The following is a 23,438-nucleotide window of genomic DNA, read 5'->3' on the forward strand; positions in this document are numbered from 1 at the left end:
TAAAAAAAGATAAGTAGATAAAATAAAGAATTTAAGAAATGATAATCCAATAAAATAAGGAAGTTGGTAAGAATGTATCTAGGTTATGCTCATGGTAATAAATTGAATAAACAATTTGATTTTTTAGAAATTTATGGACTAGATGAAATATTTTCAGATGAGGAACATAGCTATGAAGTGTTTCAAAATCCTGAGAGTGAGTATCAAAGATTATTGAATTCCACTGAACCAGGCGATTGTATGGTAATTGTTTTTTTGGAGGTAATATCAAGAGATTACCAGCAATTACTTAGGTTTTTGAACGAACTGGAAGATTTAGAACTAGATTTAGTTGTATTAACCGCGCCAGAGTTGAATTTGAACGATTGGAGAGCGGTGGTCTCGTGGATAAGTCGAAATGATCAGTTAATACATCCGCGTTTAATCAAGATGAAGTTGATACGAGAAAAAAGTGAGAATAAAGAAACCTATTCTGTGTTTACTCGAGATCCGGAAGCAAAACAATTATATCGTGATATCGCTTGGCAATTGGTTAAAAAACGTAAATTAAGACAAATTGCCAAACGCAATGGTGTTCCAGTTGAGACGATTTATCGAATCCAGCAAGAAATTAAAAAAGTAAAATTAGCGGTAATCTTAGCAATCTGTTTCTTCCTAGCTATTGCTACTATCAAAATTACTGAGAATTTTTCCGATAATGTACTTATTCAAATCGTGGTTTGTGTTGTTTCAACATTAGTGATTCTCTATATTACATTGTCAGATAGCGAACAACCGTAGCGAACAACCGTAGCGAACAACCGTAGCGAAAGATCGGATAAAGATAAAAAAGTTTTGCATTTCCTGTCACTACGATAGGAAATGCAAAATTTTTTTATCTAAAAATCCATTTTTTCGATTCGATCAAAAGCTTCTTTTAAGATCTCTATATTTTGAGTTGCTGCTAGGCGAACATAATCATCGCCAGTTGTTTCGCCAAAAGCTTTTCCAGGAATCATTAATACATTCGTTTCCTTTAAGACTTTTTCAACAAATGGAACGGAAGTTAGACCTGTTTTGGAAATATTAATAAATGCATAGATACTTCCTTTGACTGGATGTAGTGAAAGGAAGGGAATCTTGGCGATTCTTTGCTCCAGATATTCCAGACGTTCTTTAAATACAGAGACCACGTTTGTTACGAGTATTTCGGCGTGGTTCAAGGCATAGATGCCTGCTTGTTGAGAAGGGCTTGGCGCAGAGTACGTAATACTTTCGTTGATCAATTTGGCTGCATCGTTGATATAATCAGGTGCAATCATATAGCCAATACGCCAGCCAGTCATTGCGAAGGCTTTTGAGAAGCTGCTGAATGTAATAGTATTTTCGGGAGCAAATGTTGCCATCGGTACGAAATCGTCATAGAAACAAAAGGCTTCATACACTTCATCAGAGAGAATATAAAAATCATGCTCAATGGCCAAATCAGCAATTTCTTTGAATAGTTTAGGAGAGAAGACAGCTCCAGTTGGGTTATTTGGTGAGTTAATAATAATTGCTTTTGTTTTATCTGTAATAGCTGCTTTTAGCACATCGATATTGATTTGAAAATCATCTTGCTCGTATGTTGGAATAAATACTGGTTTGCCTCCAGCAAAAAGTACTTGATCTTTATAGGGGGAGAAATAAGGCTCGTGTATAATTACTTCATCTTCAGGATCAAGTAATACCTGTAAAGTTAAATACATTCCGTGTAATGCGCCAACTGTGGCACGCACTTGATTTGCTTCGAAGGATAAACCATATTGTTTTTGATAAAATGTGATCACGCTATCAATGAATTCTTGACTGCCACCTGATGCGGTGTATTTAGTGTGGCCATTTTTAACGTCTGTAAAAGCTGCTTCGATGATTCGTTCATCGGTAATCAAATCTGGATCACCAATCGATAAATCCAATAAATCTGGTACTTTTTTAGCTAAAGTAGCGATATCCATCAAGATATTTTCAGCAGGTTGCTGATGTTTTTTTGCAATCGTCGAACGATTCATGTTTTTGCCTCCAATTACTAGTTTCTTTGTTTATTCTATACTATTTATTTAAGAGAGCCCGGGATAAAACTAAAAATCAGTTTTGTCTCGGCCTCTCTGTTGATTTCTATAAAACTTTTCTTAAGAAATCCTGAGTCCTTGGGTTCTTAGGTTGTCCAAAAATCTCTTCTGGCGTACCTTCTTCCTGAATGATTCCAGCATCCATAAAAATCACACGATCTGCTACTTCACGAGCGAAACCCATTTCATGTGTTACAACGACCATCGTCATTCCTTCAACTGCCAAGGCTTTCATAACAGCTAAAACTTCACCAACCATTTCGGGATCAAGTGCAGAGGTTGGTTCATCAAAAAGCATCACATCAGGATTCATTGCTAAGGCACGTGCGATGGCTACCCGTTGTTGTTGCCCACCAGATAAACTTGAAGGATAGCTCGTCGCTTTATCTTTTAGGCCAACTTGTTCTAATAAAGCAACAGCTTTTTCTTTTGCGGCTTCTGACGATTCCTTTTTGACTTTTATTGGGCTGATCGTTAGATTATCTAAGACTGTTTTATGTGGAAACAGATTGAAATTTTGGAATACCATGCCCATTTTCTGGCGAAGAGCGTCAATATCTGTATCTTTATCCAATAAATTTTTTCCTTCAAATTCAATTGTTCCATCGGTTGGTTGTTCTAATAAGTTTAAGCAACGCAAGAAGGTACTTTTTCCGCTGCCTGAAGGACCAATGATTACGACAACTTCTCCAGCTTTTACATCCAAATCAATGCCTTTTAAGACGTCATTTTTCCCGAAGGTTTTGTGTAAGTTTTTAATATTAATCACTAGTGCTCATTCTCCTTTCAGCAACACCTAACAGGCGTGAAATGGTAAAGGTTAAAACAAAATAAATCAATGATACTACTAAATATGGTAAGAAAGGTTTAAAGCTAGCGCCTTGAACATTGCCAGCTTGGAAAATCAATTCCGAAACGCCGATAACAGAAACAACAGAAGATTCTTTGATTACAGTGACAAATTCATTTCCTAAAGCAGGTAAGATATTCTTGATTGCTTGCGGTAAAATGATGTAACGCATTGCTTGTGGTTGATTCATACCAAGAGAACGTGCAGCTTCTAATTGCCCTTTGTTGACTGCATTGATTCCCGCACGAACGATTTCAGCAACATAAGCACCACTATTTAAGGCTAAAGCGATGCAACCAGCAGCGACTTTTGATAAATCAAGACCTAAAACTCCTGTACCAAAATAAACGATAAAGATTTGAACCAATAAAGGAGTACCACGAACATATTCGATATAGCAAATTGCAATGCCGCGTAAAATTTTTGATTTGGATAATTTCATTAAGGCAAGTATACCACCTAGAATCGCGCCAAATAGAACACCCATAAAGGCCAAGAAAATTGTATAACCAGCACCGCTGATATAGAATTTACCATATTTTCCAAGGAAGCTTTCATCGTCGGTAAACATTAATTTACCTGCTTCTTTTTTGTAGCCATCAAGTAAATTATTATCATTGATCGTTTTAATCGAAGCGTTGACTTTTTGTTCTAAAACAGGTGCATTTTTAGGAATCGCAACTGCTGCATCTTTTTGCCCATGTTCAAATGAAACGTCTGCAAATTTTAATTCTTGATCACGATCAACATAAGCTTCGGCAACAGGACCTTCTAGCACTGCAGCATCAACTTTTTTATTTTTCAAATTCATAATAATGTCTGGTACTTTTTGCAAAGAAGTTGGAATTGAACCGATAAGTTCCGTCTTCGCTAACTCTTCTTGAGTGGTTTGTTTTTGCACACCAACTTTTACACTATCAAAATCTGTTGTAGATTTGAATTGTTCTTGATCACCGTTTCTGACAACCACTTTTTGCTGAACTGTCATGTAAGGGGATGAAAAATTAACTTCTTGTAATCGTTCAGGAGTTGGTGCCATTCCTGAAATAATCAAATCGATTTTACCAGTTTTTAAGGCACCTAATAATGCATCAAAACCCAATTCTTCGATTTTTAATTTAACTCCAAGATCATCTGCGATTTTTTGTGCGATCGAGATATCAAAACCAACGATTTGGTCTTTACCATCAACATCTGCATGGAATTCATAGGGAGCATAGTCGGCAGATAAACCAACGATCAATTCTCCTCGTTTCATAATGCTGTCATAAACAGGATCTTTTTCTTCGGCAACGGCCGTAGTTACTGGAACAAAAGTGAGTAGTACCAGCAATAGAGGGATAATAATTGCTAAAGTTTTTTTACATAAGTTCATTTGCTTTTCTCCTTTATAATGGAATGGATAGTAGCTGAGTAGGCACAACTACTTATTTTTCAATAAATATTCTAAAAAATGCGTATAAATGTATAAAAATTTATTGTTTTTGGATGTGTTTTATCATATCATAGATTAAGGGAAAGGAAAAGTGAATTTTATCAAAGAATTTACAAAAATTCACTTTTGCATAAAAATGAGTAATGAAAGGTCGAGAAGAATGAGTCAGTCATTGATAGTAAGAGGGGCACCGCAAGAATATGAATGCCGAGTTGGTGCGTGGGATGAATTAGAAGAACATTTAAATAGAAGAAAGATCAAACGTGTAATGGTTTTACATGGGAAAGATTCATGGGAAGCCGCTAAACCTTATTTTCCTGAATTATTGAATATAGAGACACATTTTATCTATTATGGCGGAGAATGTACGGATGAGCACACACAAACATTAAAACAAGTTTTTGAACGCGAGCAATTAGACGGGATCATCGCTGTCGGAGGTGGAAAAATTGCAGATTTAGGAAAAGCGGTAGCGAATCAATGTGATACGCCTATCTTGATTTTACCAACACTTGCTGCAACTTGCGCTGCGTATACACCATTAAGTGTCATATATGACAATGATGGAGCTATGGACCGTTATGATGTCTTTCCTAAAAGCAATGCGTTAGTTTTGATTGAGCCTAAAGTTATTTTAGATTCACCGATTGAACTGATGGTCGCAGGGATCGGCGATACTGTCGCTAAGTGGTATGAAGCAGATGCAATGATCTCACAATTAGCGGTACAGCCGATTGAAATCCAAGTATCTGTATTTGCAGCTCAAAAATGTCGAGACGTTTTACTTTCTGACAGTCAAGAAGCACTTAATGCTATGGAAGAAAAAGAAATCAATCAAGCTTTTTTAAATGTTGTAGAAACCAATATTTTGCTAGGTGGAATGGTGGGTGGATTCGGAGATGATTACGGACGAACTTCTGGGGCTCACTCGATTCATGATGCATTGACTATTTTGCCAGAGAGTCACCACCAACTTCATGGCAATAAAGTTGCATATGGTGTTTTGGTTCAGTTAGTGATCGAAAATAAATGGTCGGAAATAGAGCAGCTAATACCATTTTATCGCAGTCTGGGGTTACCGATTTCTTTAAAAGAAATGAAGATGAATTTATCAGAGGAAGATTATCAGTGTGTTTCCAAGCGTGCTGCTGAGCCGCATGAAACTATTCATTATATGAAGGAAAAGATTACACCAGAAATTATAAAAAAAGCAATGATCGAACTTGAAAGAGCAATGAGCAGCAAATAAATGAATTTGAAAAAATCAAAAAAACTGGAGATCGAAGATTTTGAAATCTTATTTTCAGTTTTTTTTTGTCTAAGGATATGCTAAAGAAAGTCCGCAAAACCTTGCAAATATGAACAAAAAAAAGTATGATGAGGAAAGTGTAAATTTACAAAAGAAAGTAGGAGAATGAATGACAGAACCAGCCATTCGTTATCGTTTAATAAAGAAAGAAAAACATACCGGTGCCCGTTTAGGAGAAATAATCACGCCTCATGGTACTTTTCCAACACCAATGTTTATGCCTGTAGGAACGTTAGCGACAGTAAAAACAATGTCACCTGAAGACTTAAAAGAGATGGGGGCAGGAATAATTTTGAGCAATACGTATCATTTGTGGCTTCGTCCAGGAGATGATTTGATTGCGGAAGCTGGCGGCTTACATAAATTTATGAATTGGGACCAACCGATTTTAACCGATTCTGGTGGCTTCCAAGTGTTCTCACTAAGTGATATGCGTAAAATCACAGAAGAAGGCGTTCATTTTAGACACCATTTAAATGGATCGAAGCTGTTTCTCTCACCAGAAAAGGCGATTAACATCCAGAATAATCTTGGGTCTGATATTATGATGAGTTTTGATGAATGTCCACCGTTTGATGAAAGCTATGATTATGTAAAGAAATCGATCGAGCGTACATCACGTTGGGCAGAACGTGGCTTGAAAGCTCATGCTAATCCAGATCGTCAAGGATTATTTGGAATCATTCAAGGTGCAGGTTTTGAAGAGTTACGTCGTCAAAGTGCGAAAGATTTGATCAGTATGGATTTTCCTGGCTATTCCATCGGTGGATTGTCTGTTGGTGAACCTAAAGCTGAAATGAACCGCGTTTTAGATTTTACAACTCCTTTGATTCCTGATAATAAACCAAGATATCTAATGGGTGTGGGAACAGCTGATTCATTGATCGATGGCGTGATTCGTGGTATCGATATGTTTGATTGTGTGTTACCGACTCGAATTGCTAGAAATGGTACTTGTATGACGTCTAAAGGTCGTCTTGTTGTTAAAAATGCGCAATACGCAAGAGATTTCCGTCCGTTGGATGAGAAATGTGATTGTTATACTTGTAAAAACTATACACGTGCGTATATTCGTCATTTGATCAAAGCAGATGAAACATTTGGTATTCGCTTAACATCTTACCATAATCTATATTTCTTATTGAACCTAATGAAGCAAGTTCGTCAGGCAATTATGGATGATAATTTACTAGAATTCAGACAAGCCTTTTTTGAAGAATATGGCTTCAATAAAGAGAATGCAAAAAGTTTCTAAAAAAATGATCAAAAGACTAGTGTTGTACAAGAAATTTTGTTACAGTAAACTAGTGATTATAGGATAGAGAGGTGAATAGATAATGGGCGGAGGACTTTCGTTTATTTTACCATTAATTCTTTTAGCGGGAATGATGTTTTTTATGACACGTTCGCAAAAGAAACAACAAAATGAACGTCAAACACTTTTAGAAGCAATGAAAGTGGGCGATGAAATTGTCACAATCGGTGGATTGCATGGTGTAATTTCTGAAATCGATAATGACAAGAAAACTGTACTGATTGACTGTGAAGGAATCATCCTTGAATTTGATCGTGCGGCAATCAAAACAGTGAAACCAGGTAGCGTTGTTGTAAATGACAATGATGTGACTGTAGTTGAGACTAAAGAAGAAATAGTGGTTGAAGAACCAACTGTAACTGAAACTTCTGAAAACAACGAGACGAAAGAATAAATTCCAGCTTGCTGGAATTTTTTCTTTCTATCACATCTGTAGATTATACATAAGGTCATTCTTTAGAAAGAAGGGGAGAACCATCGAAAAGCTGTCATGGCACCAAAAGTTCTTATTGAAAAAAGAATTAAAAATAAAATGCCGATTCTTTCAGCAACTTGGTTATTCATCGGTTAATGAAAATGAGTTGATGAACTATCTTGTTTCTTATCGTTGGAAAAAGAACACTCCGCCATCGATTAAAGCTTGTCGTGAAGATATTTTACATATTGAACCAAACGAATTTTTTGATTATCAGCAATTGATTGCCCAAACAAGTAGTCTCACAATAAAAGATTGGCAGGATTTAACGGATCTGTTTTAAATAGTACCAAAAATTGGAATTAATTTTTAATTTAACGGTCTTTTTCCGCCTTTTGTATGATATAATAATTATATTGTTTTTTATAAAAAGTGTAGGGGAAAGATTATGACAACTAAGGAAGCTTATTTCGATGAAAAAAAAAGCCAGTATTGTATTTCAAGAGCTTTATTTCATGATTCAATTGTGACTATTACTGATAAAATTTGCGAAGGATATCGAGAATTAGCTGTTGAAGACCAGAAAAAACAAATTGTTTTTATTGGCGGCGGATCTGGTGTTGGAAAGACGACGACCATCACTCAGTTACCCATCTATGATGAGATAAAAAAATTCAATAGCGTTGATGCAGATCAAATCAAAGCGTTACTTCCTGAATACTATTGTGAAGATTTGAATAGAAGATTTGCAGATAAGGTTCATGATGAGAGTAGTGATCTTTCGGCGAAAATGCTAAAATGTTATCAGAAGCTAGAAAGAAAAATAGTTTATGATGGAACTATGAAAAATGCTGCTAAGTATCGTAAACTGATCAAAGAGTTTTACGATAATGGGTACGAGATTACCCTTATATTTATTGATTGTGAATTACCAACAGCCTATAGACGAGTTGCCTATAGGGAGAGGGATACAGGCAGAGAAGTAGAGACTGAAATTATCAGAGATTCAAATTATCTATCTGCTAGAACATTGATCACATTATTGCAGGAATTTGATCATGAAATTGCTAATGTGTTAATCATTAATTCTTCTTGTGATAAAAGGGAATTAGTTTGTTCAAAAAGTACAGATAAAGTTGGAATAACTATTTTGAAACAAGATTTGTATAATGAAATTCTGTTGAAATCTAATACGGATAATAAGAATTTTATGACAATTCATGATATGATAAGGTTATCAAAAAAAACTAAGGGAGGAAAAGCCTAATGGATATTGGAAAACTAGTACAAAAGACGATTGAAAGCTTTCCAACCGAAAGTTATAAAGAATTAGAAGAAAAGCAAGTTCAATATATTAGAGAAAATGAAGAACAATTGCATAAACAAGCTGAAGATAGAATGCGTGTTCAAGAAAAGAAGCAACGAGAGTTTACTATTGCGAAAGTTACAGGTAGCAATAGCAGTACCGAAAAATATATAATCAAGAAATTTATTGAAACACTTTCTCCAACTCCTTATGTTGAGATAAGACAAACTACTAAAAAAAGTTTAAATGCTTATCACAATCATATGGCTATAAATCGCTTGGCTAGTCAAAAGTTAGAACATTATCCAGACGTTATTTTTCATTCTGATGATAGATAAAGAAGTTAGAGTCAGAAAGTTTACATATTCTCAAATAACAATAGTGAACGAAAGACCTAAGTGTATTGGTAAATCGCCTACATATTTAGGTTTTTTTTGATCATAAAAAAATTTTGCGTTTTAATGTGAAAAAAATCACAATAACTATTTACAAGATAAAAATAATGTTGTATGATGTGTATGTGAAATAATTAACAAACAAAAATAAATAATTTATTTTTCTAGGAGGATCACAATGGCTAAAACAATGAAGAAAGAAGATACTAAAAAAACTGATGTAGCAGCAATGATCGACGAGTTAGCAAAAAAAGCAAATGTCGCTTTAAAAGAAATGGAAGACTTCGATCAAGAAAAAGTTGACCACATTGTGCACCAAATGGCAATGGCTGCTTTAGATCAACATATGCCTCTAGCAAAAATGGCCGTAGAAGAAACTGGTCGCGGAATTTATGAAGATAAAGCAATTAAAAACATGTACGCTTCTGAATATATTTGGAACAGTATCAAACATGATAAAACAGTAGGCGTCATCAATCAAGATGATCAAACTGGTTTGATTGAAATTGCTGAACCAGTAGGAGTTGTTTGCGGGGTTACACCAACAACGAACCCAACATCAACTACGATTTTTAAAGCCTTGATTGCTATCAAAACACGTAACCCAATCGTATTTGCATTCCATCCAAGTGCCCAAAAATGTTCTGCAGAGGCTGCTCGTATCGTCCGTGATGCTGCTATCAAAGCAGGCGCTCCTGAAAACTGTGTACAATGGATCGAACAACCTTCATTAGAAGCAACTTCAGGTTTGATGAATCATCCTGGGATCGCAATCGTTTTAGCCACTGGTGGTAGTGCTATGGTGAAATCAGCATACTCAACTGGTAAACCAGCTTTGGGTGTTGGACCAGGTAACGTTCCGTCTTATATTGAAAAAACAGCCAAAATCAAACGTGCAGTCAATGACTTGATCGTGTCTAAATCATTCGATAACGGTATGATTTGTGCCTCTGAACAAGCTGTGATCGTAGATAAAGAAGTATATGCAGCTGTAAAAGCTGAATTTGAAGCTCATCAAGTGTATTTCGTTAAACCAAACGAATTACAAAAACTAGAAGATGCCGTAATGAATGAAGGAAAATATGCCGTGAATCCAGCAATCGTTGGTTACTCAGCTGAACATATCGCAGAGCTTGCCGGCATTAAAGTACCAAAAGGAACGAAAATTTTAATTGCTGAACTTGAAGGTGCAGGAGCTGAATATCCACTTTCACGCGAAAAATTATCTCCAGTTCTAGCCATGATGAAAGCAAAAAATACAGATCATGCTTTTGATCTATGTGAAGCAATGCTTGAATTAGGTGGATTAGGACATACAGCTGTGATCCATACAGAAGATGAAGCGTTACAAGTGAAATTTGGTTTGCGCATGAAAGCTTGCCGTATCTTAGTAAACTCTCCATCAGCAGAAGGCGGAATCGGTAATATCTATAACGAAATGATTCCTTCATTAACATTAGGTTGTGGATCTTATGGTAAAAACTCAGTCTCTAAAAACGTATCTGCTGTCAACTTGATCAACGTTAAAACTGTAGCGAAACGGAGAAATAATATGCAATGGTTCAAATTACCGCCAAAAATTTTCTTTGAAAAAAATTCATTACAATATCTACAAAAAATGGAGAATGTTGAACGTGTGATGATCGTCTGTGATCCAGGAATGGTTCAATTTGGTTATGCTGATACGGTTCGTAAAGAATTACAAAAACGTAAAAATGACGTTCAAATCGAAGTATTCTCAGCAGTAGAACCAAATCCATCTACAAACACAGTTTATGCTGGAACAAAAGTTATGATTGATTTTGAACCTGATACAATCATCGCTTTAGGTGGGGGATCTGCAATGGATGCCGCTAAAGGAATGTGGATGTTCTACGAACACCCAGATACAGAATTCTTTGGTGCTAAACAAAAATTCTTAGATATCCGTAAACGTACGTATAAAATTGAAAAAGCAGTTAAAACTCAGTTTGTATGTATCCCAACAACATCAGGGACTGGTTCAGAAGTAACACCATTTGCGGTTATTACAGATAGCGAAACACATGTAAAATACCCATTAGCTGACTATGCATTGACTCCAGACGTTGCGATCATCGATCCTCAATTTGTGATGTCAGTTCCGGCTTCTGTAACAGCTGATACTGGTATGGACGTATTGACACATGCAATCGAGTCTTATGTTTCAGTAATGGCTTCTGATTATACGCGTGGATTAAGTCTACAAGCAATCAAATTAGTCTTTGAACACTTAGAAAACTCAGTGAAACGTCCAGATGCAGAAAGCCGTGAAAAAATGCATAACGCATCAACAATGGCTGGTATGGCTTTTGCCAATGCATTCTTAGGAATTTGTCACTCAGTAGCACACAAAATTGGTGGAGAATATGGGATTCCTCACGGACGTACAAATGCGATTTTATTACCGCATATCATCCGTTACAATGCCAAAGATCCTTCAAAACATGCAATGTTCCCTAAATATGATTACTTCCGTGCAGACACAGATTACGCTGATATTGCGAAATTCTTAGGTCTTAAAGGAAAAAATACAGCAGAATTAGTGGATGCATTAGCAACAGCTGTTTACGATTTAGGTGTATCAGTTGGAATCGACATGAACTTGAAAGCACAAGGCGTGACACAAGAAATTCTTGATTCAACTGTTGATCATATGGCTGAACTTGCTTATGAAGATCAATGTACAACAGCAAATCCAAAAGAACCATTGATCAGTGAATTGAAACAAATCATTATTGATGCCTACAATGGTTAATTGAATATAAAAGAAGAGTAGCTGATAAGTTGCTCTTCTTTTTTTATGAAAAGGAGTATAATGAGGGGAAATCAACAGTGGAGGGATAGATAATGGTCGTCAGAGAAGCAAAAATCGAAGATATAGATTCTATCAATCAACTAAATACTTATCCATTAAAACATGAATATTTATTGGAAGATGCTAAAGAACAACTAAACTACTTACTTTCATCACCCGTCAATAAATTATTTGTAAAAGAAATAGAAGGAGAAGTGGCGGGATATATTCAGTTAAGTGAATATGTCTGTACGTATGGGCCGAGATTGATGAATGTTATGGCACTTGTGGTAGACGAAGACCTACATGGAATGGGCGTAGGTAAATCACTATTGAATCATGCAGAACAATGGGCAAAAGAAAATAGTGCAAAAGGAATTCGGCTAAATTCAGGTATAGAACGTATCGAAGCCCATAAATTTTATGAACACCAAGGATATGAACGTGTCAAGAATCAAGTGAACTTCAGAAAATTATTTCAATAAAAATAAATCAAGAAAAGAGGAACAAAATGATTACATTAAAATCCAAAAGAGAAATAGATAAGATGATAGAATCTGGGGCGTTGTTAGCAGATGTACACAAACAGTTACGTTCATTTATAAAACCAGGCATTACAAGTTGGGATATCGAAGTATTTGTCCGTAATCATATTGAAAGTCATGGTGGAATACCCGCCCAAATTGGGTTTGAAGGATATGAGTATGCAACGTGTTGTAGCATCAATGATGAAATCTGTCACGGTTTTCCTAGAAAAAAAATATTAAAAATTGGAGATTTGATTAAAGTTGATATGTGTATTGATTTGAATGGGGCTATCTCAGATTCCTGTTGGTCTTATTCAGTAGGGAAAGCGTCAGATGAAACAAAACAGTTAATGGAAGTTACTAAGAAAGCATTATATCTGGGTATTGAGCAAGTTAAAATTGGCAATCGTGTTGGTGATATAGGTCATGCTATTCAAACGTATGTGGAATCAAAAGGATATAGTGTAGTTCGGGATTTTATAGCGCATGGAATTGGGCCGACAATTCATGAAGAACCATTTTTTGCCCATTATGGAGAACCTGGTAAGGGGTTACGACTAAAAGAAGGAATGACCATAACGATAGAACCAATGGTCAATATCGGTTCGTGGCAAATGGAAATGGAAGCAAACAGATGGACTGCCAAAACAAGAGACGGTAGTTTAAGTTGCCAGTATGAACATAGTTTAGCTATCACAAAAGAAGGGCCAGTGATTTTGACCTCTCAAGGTGAGGAAGGTAGTTATTAGAGAATAAAGTTTTAGAGCTAATAAAATAAGAGCATTTTTTTTTCAAATAAATCGTTTGATGTATATAATGAAGCTAAAGTATAAGTAGTTCATAAAATAAGAAATTCTATTCAAGAAAGGATGAGTGAAAATGTCCAAATTTTCTCCATGTTTATGGTTTGATGGCAAAGTAGAAGAAGCAGCTGAGTTATATGTGAACGCTTTCGATGGAGGCGAAATTAATAAGGTTGATTATTATGTAGACAGTGAACATCAACCTAAAGGATCCGTACTGACGGTATCGTTGACACTTGCAGGACAAGAAGTTATTTTGCTCAATGGCGGGCCGGAATTTGATTTTACACCTGCCATTTCATTTTTTGTAGAATGTGAGACAGAAGAGCAAATCGACAAGTTATGGGAAACATTAAGTCATAAAGGTGAAATATTAATGGAATTTGAGACCTATCCTTTCAGCAAGAAATATGGCTGGTTAAAAGATCAATATGGTGTTTCATGGCAGTTGTCCTTATCAGAAACGTCGCAGTCTATCACACCAAGCTTTTTATTTACTGGAAAACAGTTTGGAAAAGCAGAAGAAGCGATGAACCAATGGATCGAGATTTTTGGTGAAGGCACTATCGAATTTGTCCAAAAAAATCAGGATGGTACTGTAGCGCAAGCTTTATTTACGATGCATGGACAGCCGTTTCGGGTGATGGATAGCGGTGAACAACATAACTTTACCTTTACGATGGCAACGTCATTTTATGTCTATTGTAAAGATCAAGCTGAAATCAATCGATTGTGGGATGCTGTAACGGCTAAAGGAAAAGAATGGCCCTGTGGTTGGATGGAAGATGAATACGGGGTGTGTTGGCAAACTGTTACGGCGGATATGGAGAAATTATTCGATAATTCAGATCCAGATCGAGCGTATCGCGTGATGCAGGAATTGTATAAAATGAAACGAATTGACATAGCAGCGTTACGAAAAGTATATGAAGAATAAGGTGAGACAATCGAGTTTTTATAGGTAAAGGGAGGGAAAGATTGAAGTCTTTTGGAAAAAGAAATGATAAATTGCTGTATCGGCGTCGCGTAGGCGCATATGCAGTGATTTTAAATCAAGATGGAAAATATTTGGTAATTGAATCTACTGAGGGATACTTATTTTTGGTCGGTGGAGAGATTGAAAAGGGGGAAAATCCTGTGGTAGCTTTGGAGAGAGAAGCTATTGAAGAAATAGGGTTTAGCCTAAATATAGGCGAATTTATTGGGAAAGTTGAAAAACATTGGGTTTCTCCACAGTATTCTGATCTATCACAACACAACATCGGATATTTTTATGCTTGTACCTTAGTTGATAAGGTACAAACTCCACTAGAAACTGAACCTATGCGTTGGGTATCTTTGGAAACGCTTGAGAAAAAACTATTTCATGAACACCATTTGTATATGTTAAAGAAAAAAGTAGAGTGAATCAAGTCAATTATCAGAAATCAATAGCTCTATAAAAAAAGGCTAGTATATAACTCGTAGAGTTATGTTCTAGCCTTTTTTTATTTACTCCTCTTCGCAAAAGGCTGATAAGCAATTCCACGACTTTCACACCAATGAATGATCTCACTAGAAAAAATAATATCGGTTGTTTTAAGTTCTTCAGTAGTCGTTTTCCCAAGCAAAGTATATAACATTTTAAGCTCATCTTCCCATTGTTGAACAAGTTCAATTGTTTCGTCTACACCATTTGTCATCAACTGGTTCAAAATAGTTCCTGCAACGCCCACACTTTTAGCCCCTAAGCTAAGTGCTTTGACGATATCTAAGGACTGTCGAATACCACCAGAAGCTAAAATCGTTAAATCACGCTGCCAATTCATAGATTCTAACAATGACAGGATCGTTGATTGTCCCCAATCAGTTAAAAAACCGAGCTCTCTTTTTTTCCGACGAGCATTTTCGATCTGGGTAAAACTTGTTCCACCTTGACCGCTGACGTCGACAGCTTTCACGCCTCGCCAAACTAATTGCTCGATCGTTTCACTACTCATGCCAAAGCCAACTTCTTTAACGATCACAGGAACAGATAAGTGCTTGACAATATCTTCAATAGTATCTAGCCACCCATGAAAATCGCGATCGCCTTCTGGCATGACTAACTCTTGCGGAACATTTACATGAATTTGCAGTCCGTCAGCATGAAAAAGATCGACAGCTTTTTTCGCATCTTCTAAAGCCAACCCTGCTCCGATATTTGCTAAAATCACGCCATCAGGATTTTCTTTACGCATGATTTGGTAAGTATCGGCTAAATCAGGATTTTTCAGTGCGGCGCTGACGGATCCAGTTGCCACCATCACGCCAGTTTCTCTCGCTAGAATACCTAGTTGCTGATTAATTTTTTTTGCTCTTTCGCTGCCACCTGTCATGGCATTGATATAAAACGGTTGTTTGAAAGAAAAGTCAAGAAAAGACGTTGAAATATCCACTTCATCTAATGCTATTTCTGAAAACGAATGATGGATAAAACGAATTTGGTCGAAGTCGTTCGTTTTTTCTTTATGAAAGGCTTTTGCCAAAGAGATATGCTCATCTTTTCGATTCATCTTTGTCCTTCTTTCCGTAAAAATATACATGTAATGGTAAAGGAGTGATCCCTTCTTTTTCCCAAGAACTCATTAAAGGTAAAATACCGGATTTTTGTTTAAATAAGACGATTCCGCAATCGCCACCACCTGCACCAGATGATTTGGCTGCTCCACCATAAGTCTGTGCTAAATTACATAGTTTTTTAAGAGCAGGTGTTTCGATCGTAACGCCTGTGATTGAGGTTAGTTGTTGAAGTAATTTACGATTTTTTCGTATTTGTGTTTGGATCAATGAAATATTTTCCGAGTTGAATCCTGTAATCATCGTTTCAACACAGGTTTTACTATCATTTAAAAATTGTTGGTAGGCTTTTTCTTGCATCTCTTTTGATTGATAGACTTGATCCACTAAATCAGACGTAGAAGCAGGACTACCCGTCCAACCAATTAGAAGACGTAGTTTTTTGGGTACAATCAAGGGTTGAATCATTAATTTTGGCCAAGTTTCTTTAAGTAAGGCTGTCAATGTCAGTTTTTGCACATGTTCGTTGACCCATTGATGGTCAAATGTTGAAAAAGCAATCCAACCGCCGTAGCAACTTGCTGCGATATCTCCGCAAGAGCCATTTCCTTGAACTTCTAAATGAGCCAATGCAGAAAGTTTGAAGATATCTTCTTCGGTCAAATCTAAATCATAGAAGAGACTCAATGCTTTCACGGTCGCAACAGTGACAGCGCCGCTAGAACCTAATCCATATTTTCGTCCATTTGAATTATCTAACTCACTAGTGACTTTCAAGTGGTAAAAAGATAGGGCTTTGTGCTGTTCTTGGGCATACTTTTCGGTTAAACGAATTGCTGCTAGTACGTAGTGAAAGGGATTTTCACGTATATCTAGAACAAGTTCGTTGTTTCTTCTTGTCCAGCGTACCGGTAAAGAACTGAACTGAGCAGACTGAATACTGCCGACGTTTTCAGCTGTTTCGATCGTAACTGTTACAAATTGATCTACTGCAACGATGATTGCCGGATGTCCAGGCTCAACAACTGCATATTCACCGGCAATAAATAATTTTCCGGGTGTGGAAACTTCTATCATATTTTTTCCGACCTTTCTACAGGTATTACGTTTATTCCTGGTCCTGCGTATGCTGTAATCAGTTGTTGTTCAGAAAAATGACCAGCTAGAAAGTTCTTTAATACAGGTACATTTTTCTTTTCTAGCAAAATTTTAACATTTGGGCCAGCATCCATTGTAAAGTAACAAGATATTCCTTGTTGTCTGGCAGCACGTACTAACTGCATGACTTTTAAGCTTTCAGGCGACCAATAAGTAAAAGGTGGTACGGCAGCTAATGTAGTACCATGCATACGTAAACCATTTGCTTCAGTTACTTGTCCCAATGTATCAAAGTCTTTTTCTTTGATTGCTTTTTTAGCCGTTGCTAAATCTGCTTCGACATTTTCTAACCAACCAGAATAAAAGCTTGATGTTTTAACGGTTCGTTTCATACCGTCACGACTGGAAATATCTTTTACACCATCATCAATTAAAACGAAAAGCATCGCCAGCTCATTTTCCCACGCATCAGATGGAATCGTTTTGGCAAATGAAGTTTGATCCGAGTCACCCTTTTGCCATTCAGAAAATCCACCGAAAATACTGCGACAGGCTGAACCTGAGCCTCGTCTGGCTAAGCGAGACAACTCTGTTTCAGTTAATTGTAAATTCAATGCTTCGCTACAAGCCCCAGCGAGAGCTGCCAACCCACTAGCAGAAGACGCTAACCCCGCGGCCGTAGGTACAAAATTTTGACTGTCGACTTTCGCAAATAGTGACAGATTTTGTTGTTGACGGACAAGTTCTAAAAATTTAGAAATTTTAGCTGTTTGTTTAAAATCTTGTTTTTCACCATCTAAAAAGAAACTATCCTCAGTCAATGATTCATCAAAAACGACACTTGTTTCAGTATAAAATGCATCTAATGTTAACGAAAGACTGCTGTTCATTGGTAAAATCAATTGCTCATCTTTTTTGCCCCAATATTTGATCAATGCAATATTGGTATAGGCTCGTGCTTTTCCAGCGTACATTAATTTTTCACTCCTAATGATTGAATCCAAGTTGCCACAGCGCCAGCCGACTCTATTGCTGCAGCGATTTTTACTGCTTGCTCCTTAGAATCAGCTAAGGCGATCATACAACCGCCGCGCCCCCCACCTGTTAATTTTGCGCCTAAAGCGCCATTTTTTCGAGCTGTAAAGACTAATTGATCGAGTTGTTCATTACTGACGGTCAATGCTTTAAGCTGTTCCTGTGCTTGATTCATAACGTTTCCTAGTTTATGAACATCATCTGTTAAAATAGCTTGTTTTGCAAGTTTAGTCAAGTGACCTAACTCAGTAATATGTTGTGAAACACTTTGTTTGTTTTGTTCAAAAAGCCGAGCTACATCACGGACAGCAGCCCTGGTCTGGCCTTTGATTCCTGTATCAGCCACGATCAAAAAAGCATTGGAAACATTCATTGGGAATGGTTCTAATGGGTGACCTTTTATAAAAAATAGCGATTCCTTGCCGCTCGTTGCAGCTGCATCAATACCACTAGGATTACCGTGAGCAATTTTTTCGGCGCCATTTACTAAAGGAAGCAAAACTTCTTGTGTGCAGGGTTCATCGAAATAATCATATAGTGCCCGAACGATAGAAGCAGCAGTAGCAGCACTTGAACCCATCCCACGTTCTGCTGGAATCGTACTAGTGATAGTAACTTTTAAAGTCGTATTTTCTTGCTGAAGTGTCTTCAAGGTTTGGTTGATGACTTCTTTGACACTATTTAGTTGATGAGGCACTTCTGACAGTTCTCCGGAAAAATAATGACAATCTAATACCAGAGTAATGTTAGGTTCAACTTTTGTTGAAATGTAAGTCTCTTGAAACGGAAACGCAATTGCAGGTTCACCATAAACAACAGAATGTTCACCCATCAATATAATTTTTCCACAAGCTTGCCCATAACCAATTTTTTCTTTATTCATTTTAATAAACAGTCCTTTTATTTAAATATCAACTACATGATGAGCCAAAGAGTGGCAAAAAATCATAATTAAAATACAATGATTCTCGCTCTTTTATTAATAGTACTATAGATGAATCCTACGAGAAAAATCCCTCAACGATTTATTAAGTCTTCACATAGGATAGTGAAAAAAATTAACAAAAGCTGAACTTGGCAGATATGATTTATACAATAAATTTAGTAATAGGAGAAAAATGGTTCTCCTGTATGAAAACTATTGTCAAGCTATACTAGTTTACCAAAAAAGTATATGAAATAAAATTTTTAGTTTCTATAATTAAAGAAAATATTAATTTCTTATTAATATTTATAAGCAAAAGAAGAAAGAGTAGAGCAAAAATACTACGCTCATCTCTACTCTTTCTTTTTATTAGTCTTCAATAATTAACCCCAAACCTGCAGCAATCGTAATAGCTTGTTCTTGTGTGACCTTTAATCCTTTGAGTAATTCTTGCGAAAAAGCAATTTTATCAAAGCTACTCTTCGTTAAATCAAGTCCAGCTAATTTCGTGTGAAACCAATTGCCCCCTGTCAATGAGCAACCATCAAATACTAGATTATTCCACGTAACGTCAACGAATTCAGTATCATTTAAACTAGTTTTTTGAAAATGAACAACCTTTTGATTCGTTGCACTAAAAGAAGCATAGTCTGCTATGCACTCTTCAAATAAGCAATCGCGCAAATAACTCTCAGCAAAATTTGTTCCTGTTAATTTGCACTGATGAAAATGAACTTGGTGAAAACTAGCCCCAATCCACTCTATATTGGAAAAATCACAATGATCAAAAATCACGTTACTACATTCAAATCGTTCAAGATGATTTCGGTTCATTGTGATTTTTTCAAAACGACATTCTCGAAACACTAAATTGCGTATATCTTGATAACTAAGATCTTGGTCTTTTACTGACAAACCTTCAATAATAATCTCATCATCTAAAAAAATAAAATCAGTTTCAATAAGTTTGGGCAGCAAAGGTGCAATAGGTGCTTTGATTTTCATAAATAAACCTCCCGATTATTCTGTTTCTTTGTCTAAACTTTCATCTAATTGATAGGCACGATTATAAAATTTTAAACAAGTCGTCAATACAAATGCTCCTAAAAGCCCTAAAAGACTACCTAAAACAATTCCAATCAAACGATAATTAAGCAAACTGATTAAATATTGATGGCGAGCTAAATTAGCTAATAATAAAGACATTGGTGTTGTAAAAAAATTCGCGATCGTATAATTTCGTTTAATGAAAAATTCTACAGTCAAAAAGAAACAGCAAATCAGTAAAATATTTTCCAGTGTAGTAAATGGGATACTCAAAAAAAGAGCTGCAATCAATAAACCAATCATCGTCCCGAGTATTCTTTGTATATTGCGATGCATAATAGCCCGTAGATTATCACCTTGTAAAACAGCCGCGCAAGAAACGACCATCCAATAAGCATTTGTCAAATGCAAGGATTGACTGAGATACGTTGCCAAAAATAAAATCGCAGCATAATGCAGCGCATCAAGAAGAGCTCCTGGATCTGTGTAAAGTCGCTCTTGTAAGGAAATCTTCTTTTGAGTAACGACAGATTCCCCTTCAACAAAATACAAAATGACAGCGACAATAAGAGAAGTCAAAATGCCTAATAAAACATAACTCATCATAATAGGCACTTTTTCAAAAGGAATTTTGGTTCCGCTCCCCATTGCAGTTACCATGACAATAAAAAAAGCCCCAGGCTTAGCAATTCTGTATAACCTAAAAATAATTCTAGCGGAAAAAGCGATCAATGCAATAACGATCGGAATGATCCAAGGGATATGGGTACTAAGAACACCCGCTAGATTTCCAAAAAGTAAAAAAATACCGATGGAACTAAGTCGGATCATCAATTCTTTTAGTGGAAGAGTTTGATAGTAGAGGAATGTAAAAATGCCAAGTGAGCCGAAACTACCAATTAATAAATTATTTGAAAAATAGCCAATAAACAAAGGGACTGCCATACAGATACCTGCACCAATAAAGCGAAAAGGTGCTTTTTGAGGTTTGTGAAAGGTAGTTAATTCTTTGAAAAATGATGAACGATGCATCTAATCACTCCTTATTGATTGTTATGAAACTAGAATATTATTTTAAATCAATCACTATTGAACACGATAAATGAACAAAAAAGGACTTGCGTAGAACAGCGATTATTTCTTCCATTACTAATCTAACATACTTTTTTATAAGAAGACAATCGCTTTTTGTAGCTATTTCTAAGAAATCACTTCTATTGAAGGTATAATTTAATGATGCCAGTATTAAAATAAAATAAGATAATTCTTGATTTTTTAATTTAAAAATTGTAAACTATACCTCAGTACAATAAATAATTATTAAATTCTGATTTTTCAGAAAAATACTCAAGGTCTTATTAGGGAGGAAACAACAATGAAGTTAAAGAAGTCATTTGCTTTTGGATTCATCACTTTATTTAGTTTAACACTAGCAGCTTGTGGTAATGGCGGCGGAAAAACAGACGATACAGGCAGCTCAAAAGCAGCCGATGGAAAACCTAGTGGTGAGCAAATTTTCAGTGTCAATGTTTTACAAGAAATGCCGAGTGCTGATTTATCAGTAGCAACAGATGTTATCAGCTTTACAGCACTAAACAATGTTTATGAAGGAATCTATCGTTTGAATTTAGATAATAACCCAGAACCTGCCGGAGCGAGCGAAAAAGCAGAAGTCAGTGATGATGGTATTACGTACAAAATCAAATTAAATGAAAAATCTAAATGGTCAGACGGCAAACCAGTAAAAGCAGAAGACTATGTCTATGGATGGCAACGTACAGTTGATCCAAAGACAGCTTCAGAATATGCTTACCTTTACGAATCTGTTAAAAATGGTGCAGATATCGCAGCAGGTAAGAAAGACGTAAGTGAACTTGGAATTAAAGCAACTGGTGATTATGAGTTAGAAATCACCTTAGAAAAAGCAACACCGTACTTTGATTATCTATTAGCTTTCCCATCGTTCTTCCCACAAAGAAAAGATATTGTTGAAAAATATGGGAAAGATTATGCAGCAAACAGTGAGAACGCAGTTTATAATGGACCGTTTGTTTTAGCAGACTTTGATGGACCAGGAACAGATACTGAATGGTCATACAAGAAAAACAAAGATTATTGGGATGCTGATACTGTAAAATTAGATGAGGTAAAAACAAATGTTGTGAAAGAAGCTCCAACTTCATACAACTTATTCCAAGATGGACAAGCAGATGATGTAACATTAACGGGTGAACTAGCGCAACAAGCAGCGAATGATCCACAACTTGTCATCCAAAAAGAAGCATCAACACAATATATGGAATTAAACCAAATTGCTGAAGACTCACCATATAGAAACGAAAACTTAAGAAAAGCTATTTCTTATTCAATCGACCGTAAAGCACTAGTTGAGAACATTTTAGGTGATGGATCAGTTGAACCTAAAGGCTTAGTTCCAGCAAATATGTCTAAATCTCCAGATTTAAAAGAAGACTTTGCAGAAGCTGCTGGCGATAAAATTGAATATGATAAAGACAAAGCAAAAGAACATTGGGAAAAAGCAAAGAAAGAATTAAATATTGATTCATTAGACATTGATATTTTATCTTCTGATGCAGATTCATCTAAGAAAACAGTCGAATATATCCAAGGTGCGATCGAAGAAAACTTACCAGGTACAAAAGTAACGGTTAGTCCTGTACCATTCTCTGTTCGTTTAGATCGTTCTAATAAAGGCGATTTTAAAGCAGTAATCGGTGGTTGGGGAGCAGATTATGCAGATCCAAGTAGTTTCCTAGATTTATTCCAAACAGGCGTTCCATATAACCGTGGACACTATAGTAATCCTGAATATGATAAATTAGTAAAAGCGGCTGCAACAACAGATGCCAATGATCCTGAAAAACGTTGGGCTGATATGGTAAATGCAGAGAAAACAATCATGGGTGACATGGGTGTAATTCCTCTTTACCAAAAAGCAGAAGCGCATTTACGTGCTGAAAAAGTAAAAGATGTTGGTTTCCATCCAGCAGGTGCACAATACGATTATAAATGGACGTATATTTCAGAATAGTCTGAAATAGTTTTCAATAGCAAAAAGGACCTTTGCCCTCTTTTAAATAAAAAGGCAACGGTCCTCTTGCTATCTTTGCTCATAAAAAGTAAAATAATAAAGAAACAATAGAGACGATCAGTAAAATACCACCAGATTCAAGCCAGTAAAGCTGATGTGCTTTACCTATTTCTGAAAATGGGATGAATTCTTTCGGTTCATTTTTCTTTCTAAAACGAAAATGCATTTTCATAAAACGTTGGAAATTATCAAAAAATCCTGAGGACATGATCCATAAGGCTAAGCCGATAATCAGAAAAAATAATGAAACAATGAAGAAGGTATCAGATATAGAACGGATAGTCAGTGACTGATGTATCAGTAGGTAAATAAAAATACCGATGCTTGAGACCGCTGAGGTGATCAAGGGCCATTTTAAGTTTTTCATGTGCTCATCCTTACTTAATTTTCTATCCTTACTTTATCGAAAAAAACTGATGAAGT

23 protein-coding genes are annotated in these 23,438 nt (G+C 36.1%); 13 read left to right on the plus strand and 10 right to left on the minus strand.

Going from position 1 to position 23,438, the window contains the following annotated elements; genetic code table 11:
- Positions 1–72 precede the first annotated feature (72 nt).
- Positions 73–780, plus strand: coding sequence for a recombinase family protein (locus tag IGI43_RS13990; RefSeq protein ID WP_438758391.1), 708 nt, complete (start codon positions 73–75; stop codon positions 778–780).
- Positions 781–878: 98 nt separating this feature from the next.
- On the opposite strand, the gene IGI43_RS13995 is transcribed toward IGI43_RS13990, so the two are convergent.
- The 3 genes from IGI43_RS13995 to IGI43_RS14005 all read right to left on the minus strand — a co-directional run bounded on the left by IGI43_RS13995 (position 879) and on the right by IGI43_RS14005 (position 4,315).
- Positions 879–2,030, minus strand: coding sequence for a pyridoxal phosphate-dependent aminotransferase (locus IGI43_RS13995; protein ID WP_438758392.1), 1,152 nt, complete (start codon positions 2,028–2,030; stop codon positions 879–881).
- A 106-nt stretch (positions 2,031–2,136) separates the two neighbouring features.
- Positions 2,137–2,859, minus strand: a complete 723-nt coding sequence (locus tag IGI43_RS14000; protein WP_438758393.1) for an amino acid ABC transporter ATP-binding protein — start codon at positions 2,857–2,859, stop codon at positions 2,137–2,139.
- Complete coding sequence (locus IGI43_RS14005) at positions 2,852–4,315, minus strand: ABC transporter substrate-binding protein/permease (protein ID WP_438758394.1); 1,464 nt, start codon at positions 4,313–4,315, stop codon at positions 2,852–2,854. Before IGI43_RS14005 ends, IGI43_RS14000 begins: the two co-directional genes overlap by 8 nt.
- Positions 4,316–4,535: 220 nt before the next feature.
- Here IGI43_RS14005 and IGI43_RS14010 point away from each other — a divergent pair, with 220 nt between their 5' ends.
- The 11 genes from IGI43_RS14010 to IGI43_RS14060 all read left to right on the plus strand — a co-directional run bounded on the left by IGI43_RS14010 (position 4,536) and on the right by IGI43_RS14060 (position 14,667).
- A complete protein-coding gene (locus IGI43_RS14010; RefSeq protein WP_438758395.1) occupies positions 4,536–5,624 on the plus strand; it encodes an iron-containing alcohol dehydrogenase family protein in 1,089 nt (362 codons plus the stop codon).
- A gap of 169 nt (positions 5,625–5,793) precedes the next feature.
- Entirely contained in the window at positions 5,794–6,939 is a 1,146-nt protein-coding gene (gene tgt, locus IGI43_RS14015) for a tRNA guanosine(34) transglycosylase Tgt (RefSeq protein ID WP_438758396.1), read from the plus strand.
- Between the two features lie 82 nt (positions 6,940–7,021).
- The gene (gene yajC / locus IGI43_RS14020; RefSeq protein WP_438758397.1) at positions 7,022–7,393 is read left to right on the plus strand and encodes a preprotein translocase subunit YajC; all 372 of its coding nucleotides are present in this window, start codon (positions 7,022–7,024) and stop codon (positions 7,391–7,393) included.
- 49 nt (positions 7,394–7,442) lie between these two features.
- Positions 7,443–7,757 carry a post-transcriptional regulator gene (locus tag IGI43_RS14025; RefSeq protein WP_438758859.1) on the plus strand — a complete coding sequence of 105 codons (315 nt, stop codon included), beginning with the start codon at positions 7,443–7,445 and terminating at the stop codon, positions 7,755–7,757.
- A 105-nt stretch (positions 7,758–7,862) separates the two neighbouring features.
- Positions 7,863–8,681 (plus strand): zeta toxin family protein, encoded by an 819-nt coding sequence (locus IGI43_RS14030; RefSeq protein WP_438758398.1) that lies wholly within the window; start codon positions 7,863–7,865, stop codon positions 8,679–8,681.
- Positions 8,681–9,058: a hypothetical protein gene (locus IGI43_RS14035; protein WP_438758399.1), complete on the plus strand. Its 378-nt coding sequence runs from the start codon at positions 8,681–8,683 to the stop codon at positions 9,056–9,058. Before IGI43_RS14030 ends, IGI43_RS14035 begins: the two co-directional genes overlap by 1 nt.
- Before the next feature lie 235 nt (positions 9,059–9,293).
- Positions 9,294–11,891 (plus strand): bifunctional acetaldehyde-CoA/alcohol dehydrogenase, encoded by a 2,598-nt coding sequence (gene adhE / locus IGI43_RS14040; protein ID WP_438758400.1) that lies wholly within the window; start codon positions 9,294–9,296, stop codon positions 11,889–11,891.
- 92 nt (positions 11,892–11,983) lie between these two features.
- Complete coding sequence (locus IGI43_RS14045) at positions 11,984–12,415, plus strand: GNAT family N-acetyltransferase (RefSeq protein ID WP_438758401.1); 432 nt, start codon at positions 11,984–11,986, stop codon at positions 12,413–12,415.
- 26 nt (positions 12,416–12,441) lie between these two features.
- A complete protein-coding gene (gene map, locus IGI43_RS14050; RefSeq protein ID WP_438758402.1) occupies positions 12,442–13,206 on the plus strand; it encodes a type I methionyl aminopeptidase in 765 nt (254 codons plus the stop codon).
- Between the two features lie 130 nt (positions 13,207–13,336).
- Complete coding sequence (locus tag IGI43_RS14055) at positions 13,337–14,197, plus strand: VOC family protein (protein ID WP_438758403.1); 861 nt, start codon at positions 13,337–13,339, stop codon at positions 14,195–14,197.
- A gap of 41 nt (positions 14,198–14,238) precedes the next feature.
- Entirely contained in the window at positions 14,239–14,667 is a 429-nt protein-coding gene (locus IGI43_RS14060) for an NUDIX domain-containing protein (RefSeq protein WP_438758404.1), read from the plus strand.
- An 80-nt stretch (positions 14,668–14,747) separates the two neighbouring features.
- On the opposite strand, the gene fni is transcribed toward IGI43_RS14060, so the two are convergent.
- The 6 genes from fni to IGI43_RS14090 all read right to left on the minus strand — a co-directional run bounded on the left by fni (position 14,748) and on the right by IGI43_RS14090 (position 20,935).
- Positions 14,748–15,794, minus strand: a complete 1,047-nt coding sequence (gene fni, locus IGI43_RS14065; protein ID WP_438758405.1) for a type 2 isopentenyl-diphosphate Delta-isomerase — start codon at positions 15,792–15,794, stop codon at positions 14,748–14,750.
- Positions 15,778–16,875, minus strand: a complete 1,098-nt coding sequence (locus tag IGI43_RS14070; RefSeq protein ID WP_438758406.1) for a phosphomevalonate kinase — start codon at positions 16,873–16,875, stop codon at positions 15,778–15,780. The genes fni and IGI43_RS14070 overlap by 17 nt, the downstream gene beginning before the upstream one ends.
- Positions 16,872–17,870: a diphosphomevalonate decarboxylase gene (gene mvaD, locus IGI43_RS14075; protein WP_438758407.1), complete on the minus strand. Its 999-nt coding sequence runs from the start codon at positions 17,868–17,870 to the stop codon at positions 16,872–16,874. Before mvaD ends, IGI43_RS14070 begins: the two co-directional genes overlap by 4 nt.
- A complete protein-coding gene (gene mvk / locus IGI43_RS14080) occupies positions 17,870–18,814 on the minus strand; it encodes a mevalonate kinase (RefSeq protein WP_438758408.1) in 945 nt (314 codons plus the stop codon). The genes mvaD and mvk overlap by 1 nt, the downstream gene beginning before the upstream one ends.
- A 411-nt stretch (positions 18,815–19,225) precedes the next feature.
- Entirely contained in the window at positions 19,226–19,861 is a 636-nt protein-coding gene (locus tag IGI43_RS14085) for a pentapeptide repeat-containing protein (RefSeq protein ID WP_438758409.1), read from the minus strand.
- Between the two features lie 15 nt (positions 19,862–19,876).
- Positions 19,877–20,935, minus strand: coding sequence for an FUSC family protein (locus tag IGI43_RS14090; protein ID WP_438758410.1), 1,059 nt, complete (start codon positions 20,933–20,935; stop codon positions 19,877–19,879).
- Positions 20,936–21,278: 343 nt separating this feature from the next.
- On the opposite strand from IGI43_RS14090, the gene IGI43_RS14095 reads away from it, so the two are divergent.
- The gene (locus IGI43_RS14095) at positions 21,279–22,955 is read left to right on the plus strand and encodes a peptide ABC transporter substrate-binding protein (protein WP_438758411.1); all 1,677 of its coding nucleotides are present in this window, start codon (positions 21,279–21,281) and stop codon (positions 22,953–22,955) included.
- Positions 22,956–23,034: 79 nt separating this feature from the next.
- Here IGI43_RS14095 and IGI43_RS14100 read toward each other — a convergent pair whose 3' ends face one another.
- The gene (locus IGI43_RS14100) at positions 23,035–23,382 is read right to left on the minus strand and encodes a DUF3899 domain-containing protein (RefSeq protein ID WP_438758412.1); all 348 of its coding nucleotides are present in this window, start codon (positions 23,380–23,382) and stop codon (positions 23,035–23,037) included.
- Between the last annotated feature and the right edge of the window lie 56 nt (positions 23,383–23,438).

It is taken from the genome of Enterococcus sp. AZ126, from assembly GCF_051714545.1.
Classification (GTDB): Bacteria; Bacillota; Bacilli; order Lactobacillales; family Enterococcaceae; genus Enterococcus_L.

What these genes read in the sequence shown, in the direction of transcription:
- adhE (WP_438758400.1), top strand. Translation starts at nt 9,294, where the DNA reads ATGGCTAAAACAATGAAGAAAGAAGATACTAAAAAAACTGATGTAGCA.
- IGI43_RS14010 (WP_438758395.1), top strand. Translation starts at nt 4,536, where the DNA reads ATGAGTCAGTCATTGATAGTAAGAGGGGCACCGCAAGAATATGAATGC.
- yajC (WP_438758397.1), top strand. Translation starts at nt 7,022, where the DNA reads ATGGGCGGAGGACTTTCGTTTATTTTACCATTAATTCTTTTAGCGGGA.
- IGI43_RS14005 (WP_438758394.1), bottom strand. Translation starts at nt 4,315, where the DNA reads ATGAACTTATGTAAAAAAACTTTAGCAATTATTATCCCTCTATTGCTG.
- IGI43_RS14055 (WP_438758403.1), top strand. Translation starts at nt 13,337, where the DNA reads ATGTCCAAATTTTCTCCATGTTTATGGTTTGATGGCAAAGTAGAAGAA.
- IGI43_RS14070 (WP_438758406.1), bottom strand. Translation starts at nt 16,875, where the DNA reads ATGATAGAAGTTTCCACACCCGGAAAATTATTTATTGCCGGTGAATAT.
- IGI43_RS13990 (WP_438758391.1), top strand. Translation starts at nt 73, where the DNA reads ATGTATCTAGGTTATGCTCATGGTAATAAATTGAATAAACAATTTGAT.
- IGI43_RS13995 (WP_438758392.1), bottom strand. Translation starts at nt 2,030, where the DNA reads ATGAATCGTTCGACGATTGCAAAAAAACATCAGCAACCTGCTGAAAAT.
- mvk (WP_438758408.1), bottom strand. Translation starts at nt 18,814, where the DNA reads ATGAATAAAGAAAAAATTGGTTATGGGCAAGCTTGTGGAAAAATTATA.
- fni (WP_438758405.1), bottom strand. Translation starts at nt 15,794, where the DNA reads ATGAATCGAAAAGATGAGCATATCTCTTTGGCAAAAGCCTTTCATAAA.
- IGI43_RS14100 (WP_438758412.1), bottom strand. Translation starts at nt 23,382, where the DNA reads ATGAAAAACTTAAAATGGCCCTTGATCACCTCAGCGGTCTCAAGCATC.
- mvaD (WP_438758407.1), bottom strand. Translation starts at nt 17,870, where the DNA reads ATGTACGCTGGAAAAGCACGAGCCTATACCAATATTGCATTGATCAAA.
- IGI43_RS14030 (WP_438758398.1), top strand. Translation starts at nt 7,863, where the DNA reads ATGACAACTAAGGAAGCTTATTTCGATGAAAAAAAAAGCCAGTATTGT.
- IGI43_RS14085 (WP_438758409.1), bottom strand. Translation starts at nt 19,861, where the DNA reads ATGAAAATCAAAGCACCTATTGCACCTTTGCTGCCCAAACTTATTGAA.
- tgt (WP_438758396.1), top strand. Translation starts at nt 5,794, where the DNA reads ATGACAGAACCAGCCATTCGTTATCGTTTAATAAAGAAAGAAAAACAT.
- IGI43_RS14090 (WP_438758410.1), bottom strand. Translation starts at nt 20,935, where the DNA reads ATGCATCGTTCATCATTTTTCAAAGAATTAACTACCTTTCACAAACCT.
- IGI43_RS14095 (WP_438758411.1), top strand. Translation starts at nt 21,279, where the DNA reads ATGAAGTTAAAGAAGTCATTTGCTTTTGGATTCATCACTTTATTTAGT.
- IGI43_RS14035 (WP_438758399.1), top strand. Translation starts at nt 8,681, where the DNA reads ATGGATATTGGAAAACTAGTACAAAAGACGATTGAAAGCTTTCCAACC.
- map (WP_438758402.1), top strand. Translation starts at nt 12,442, where the DNA reads ATGATTACATTAAAATCCAAAAGAGAAATAGATAAGATGATAGAATCT.
- IGI43_RS14045 (WP_438758401.1), top strand. Translation starts at nt 11,984, where the DNA reads ATGGTCGTCAGAGAAGCAAAAATCGAAGATATAGATTCTATCAATCAA.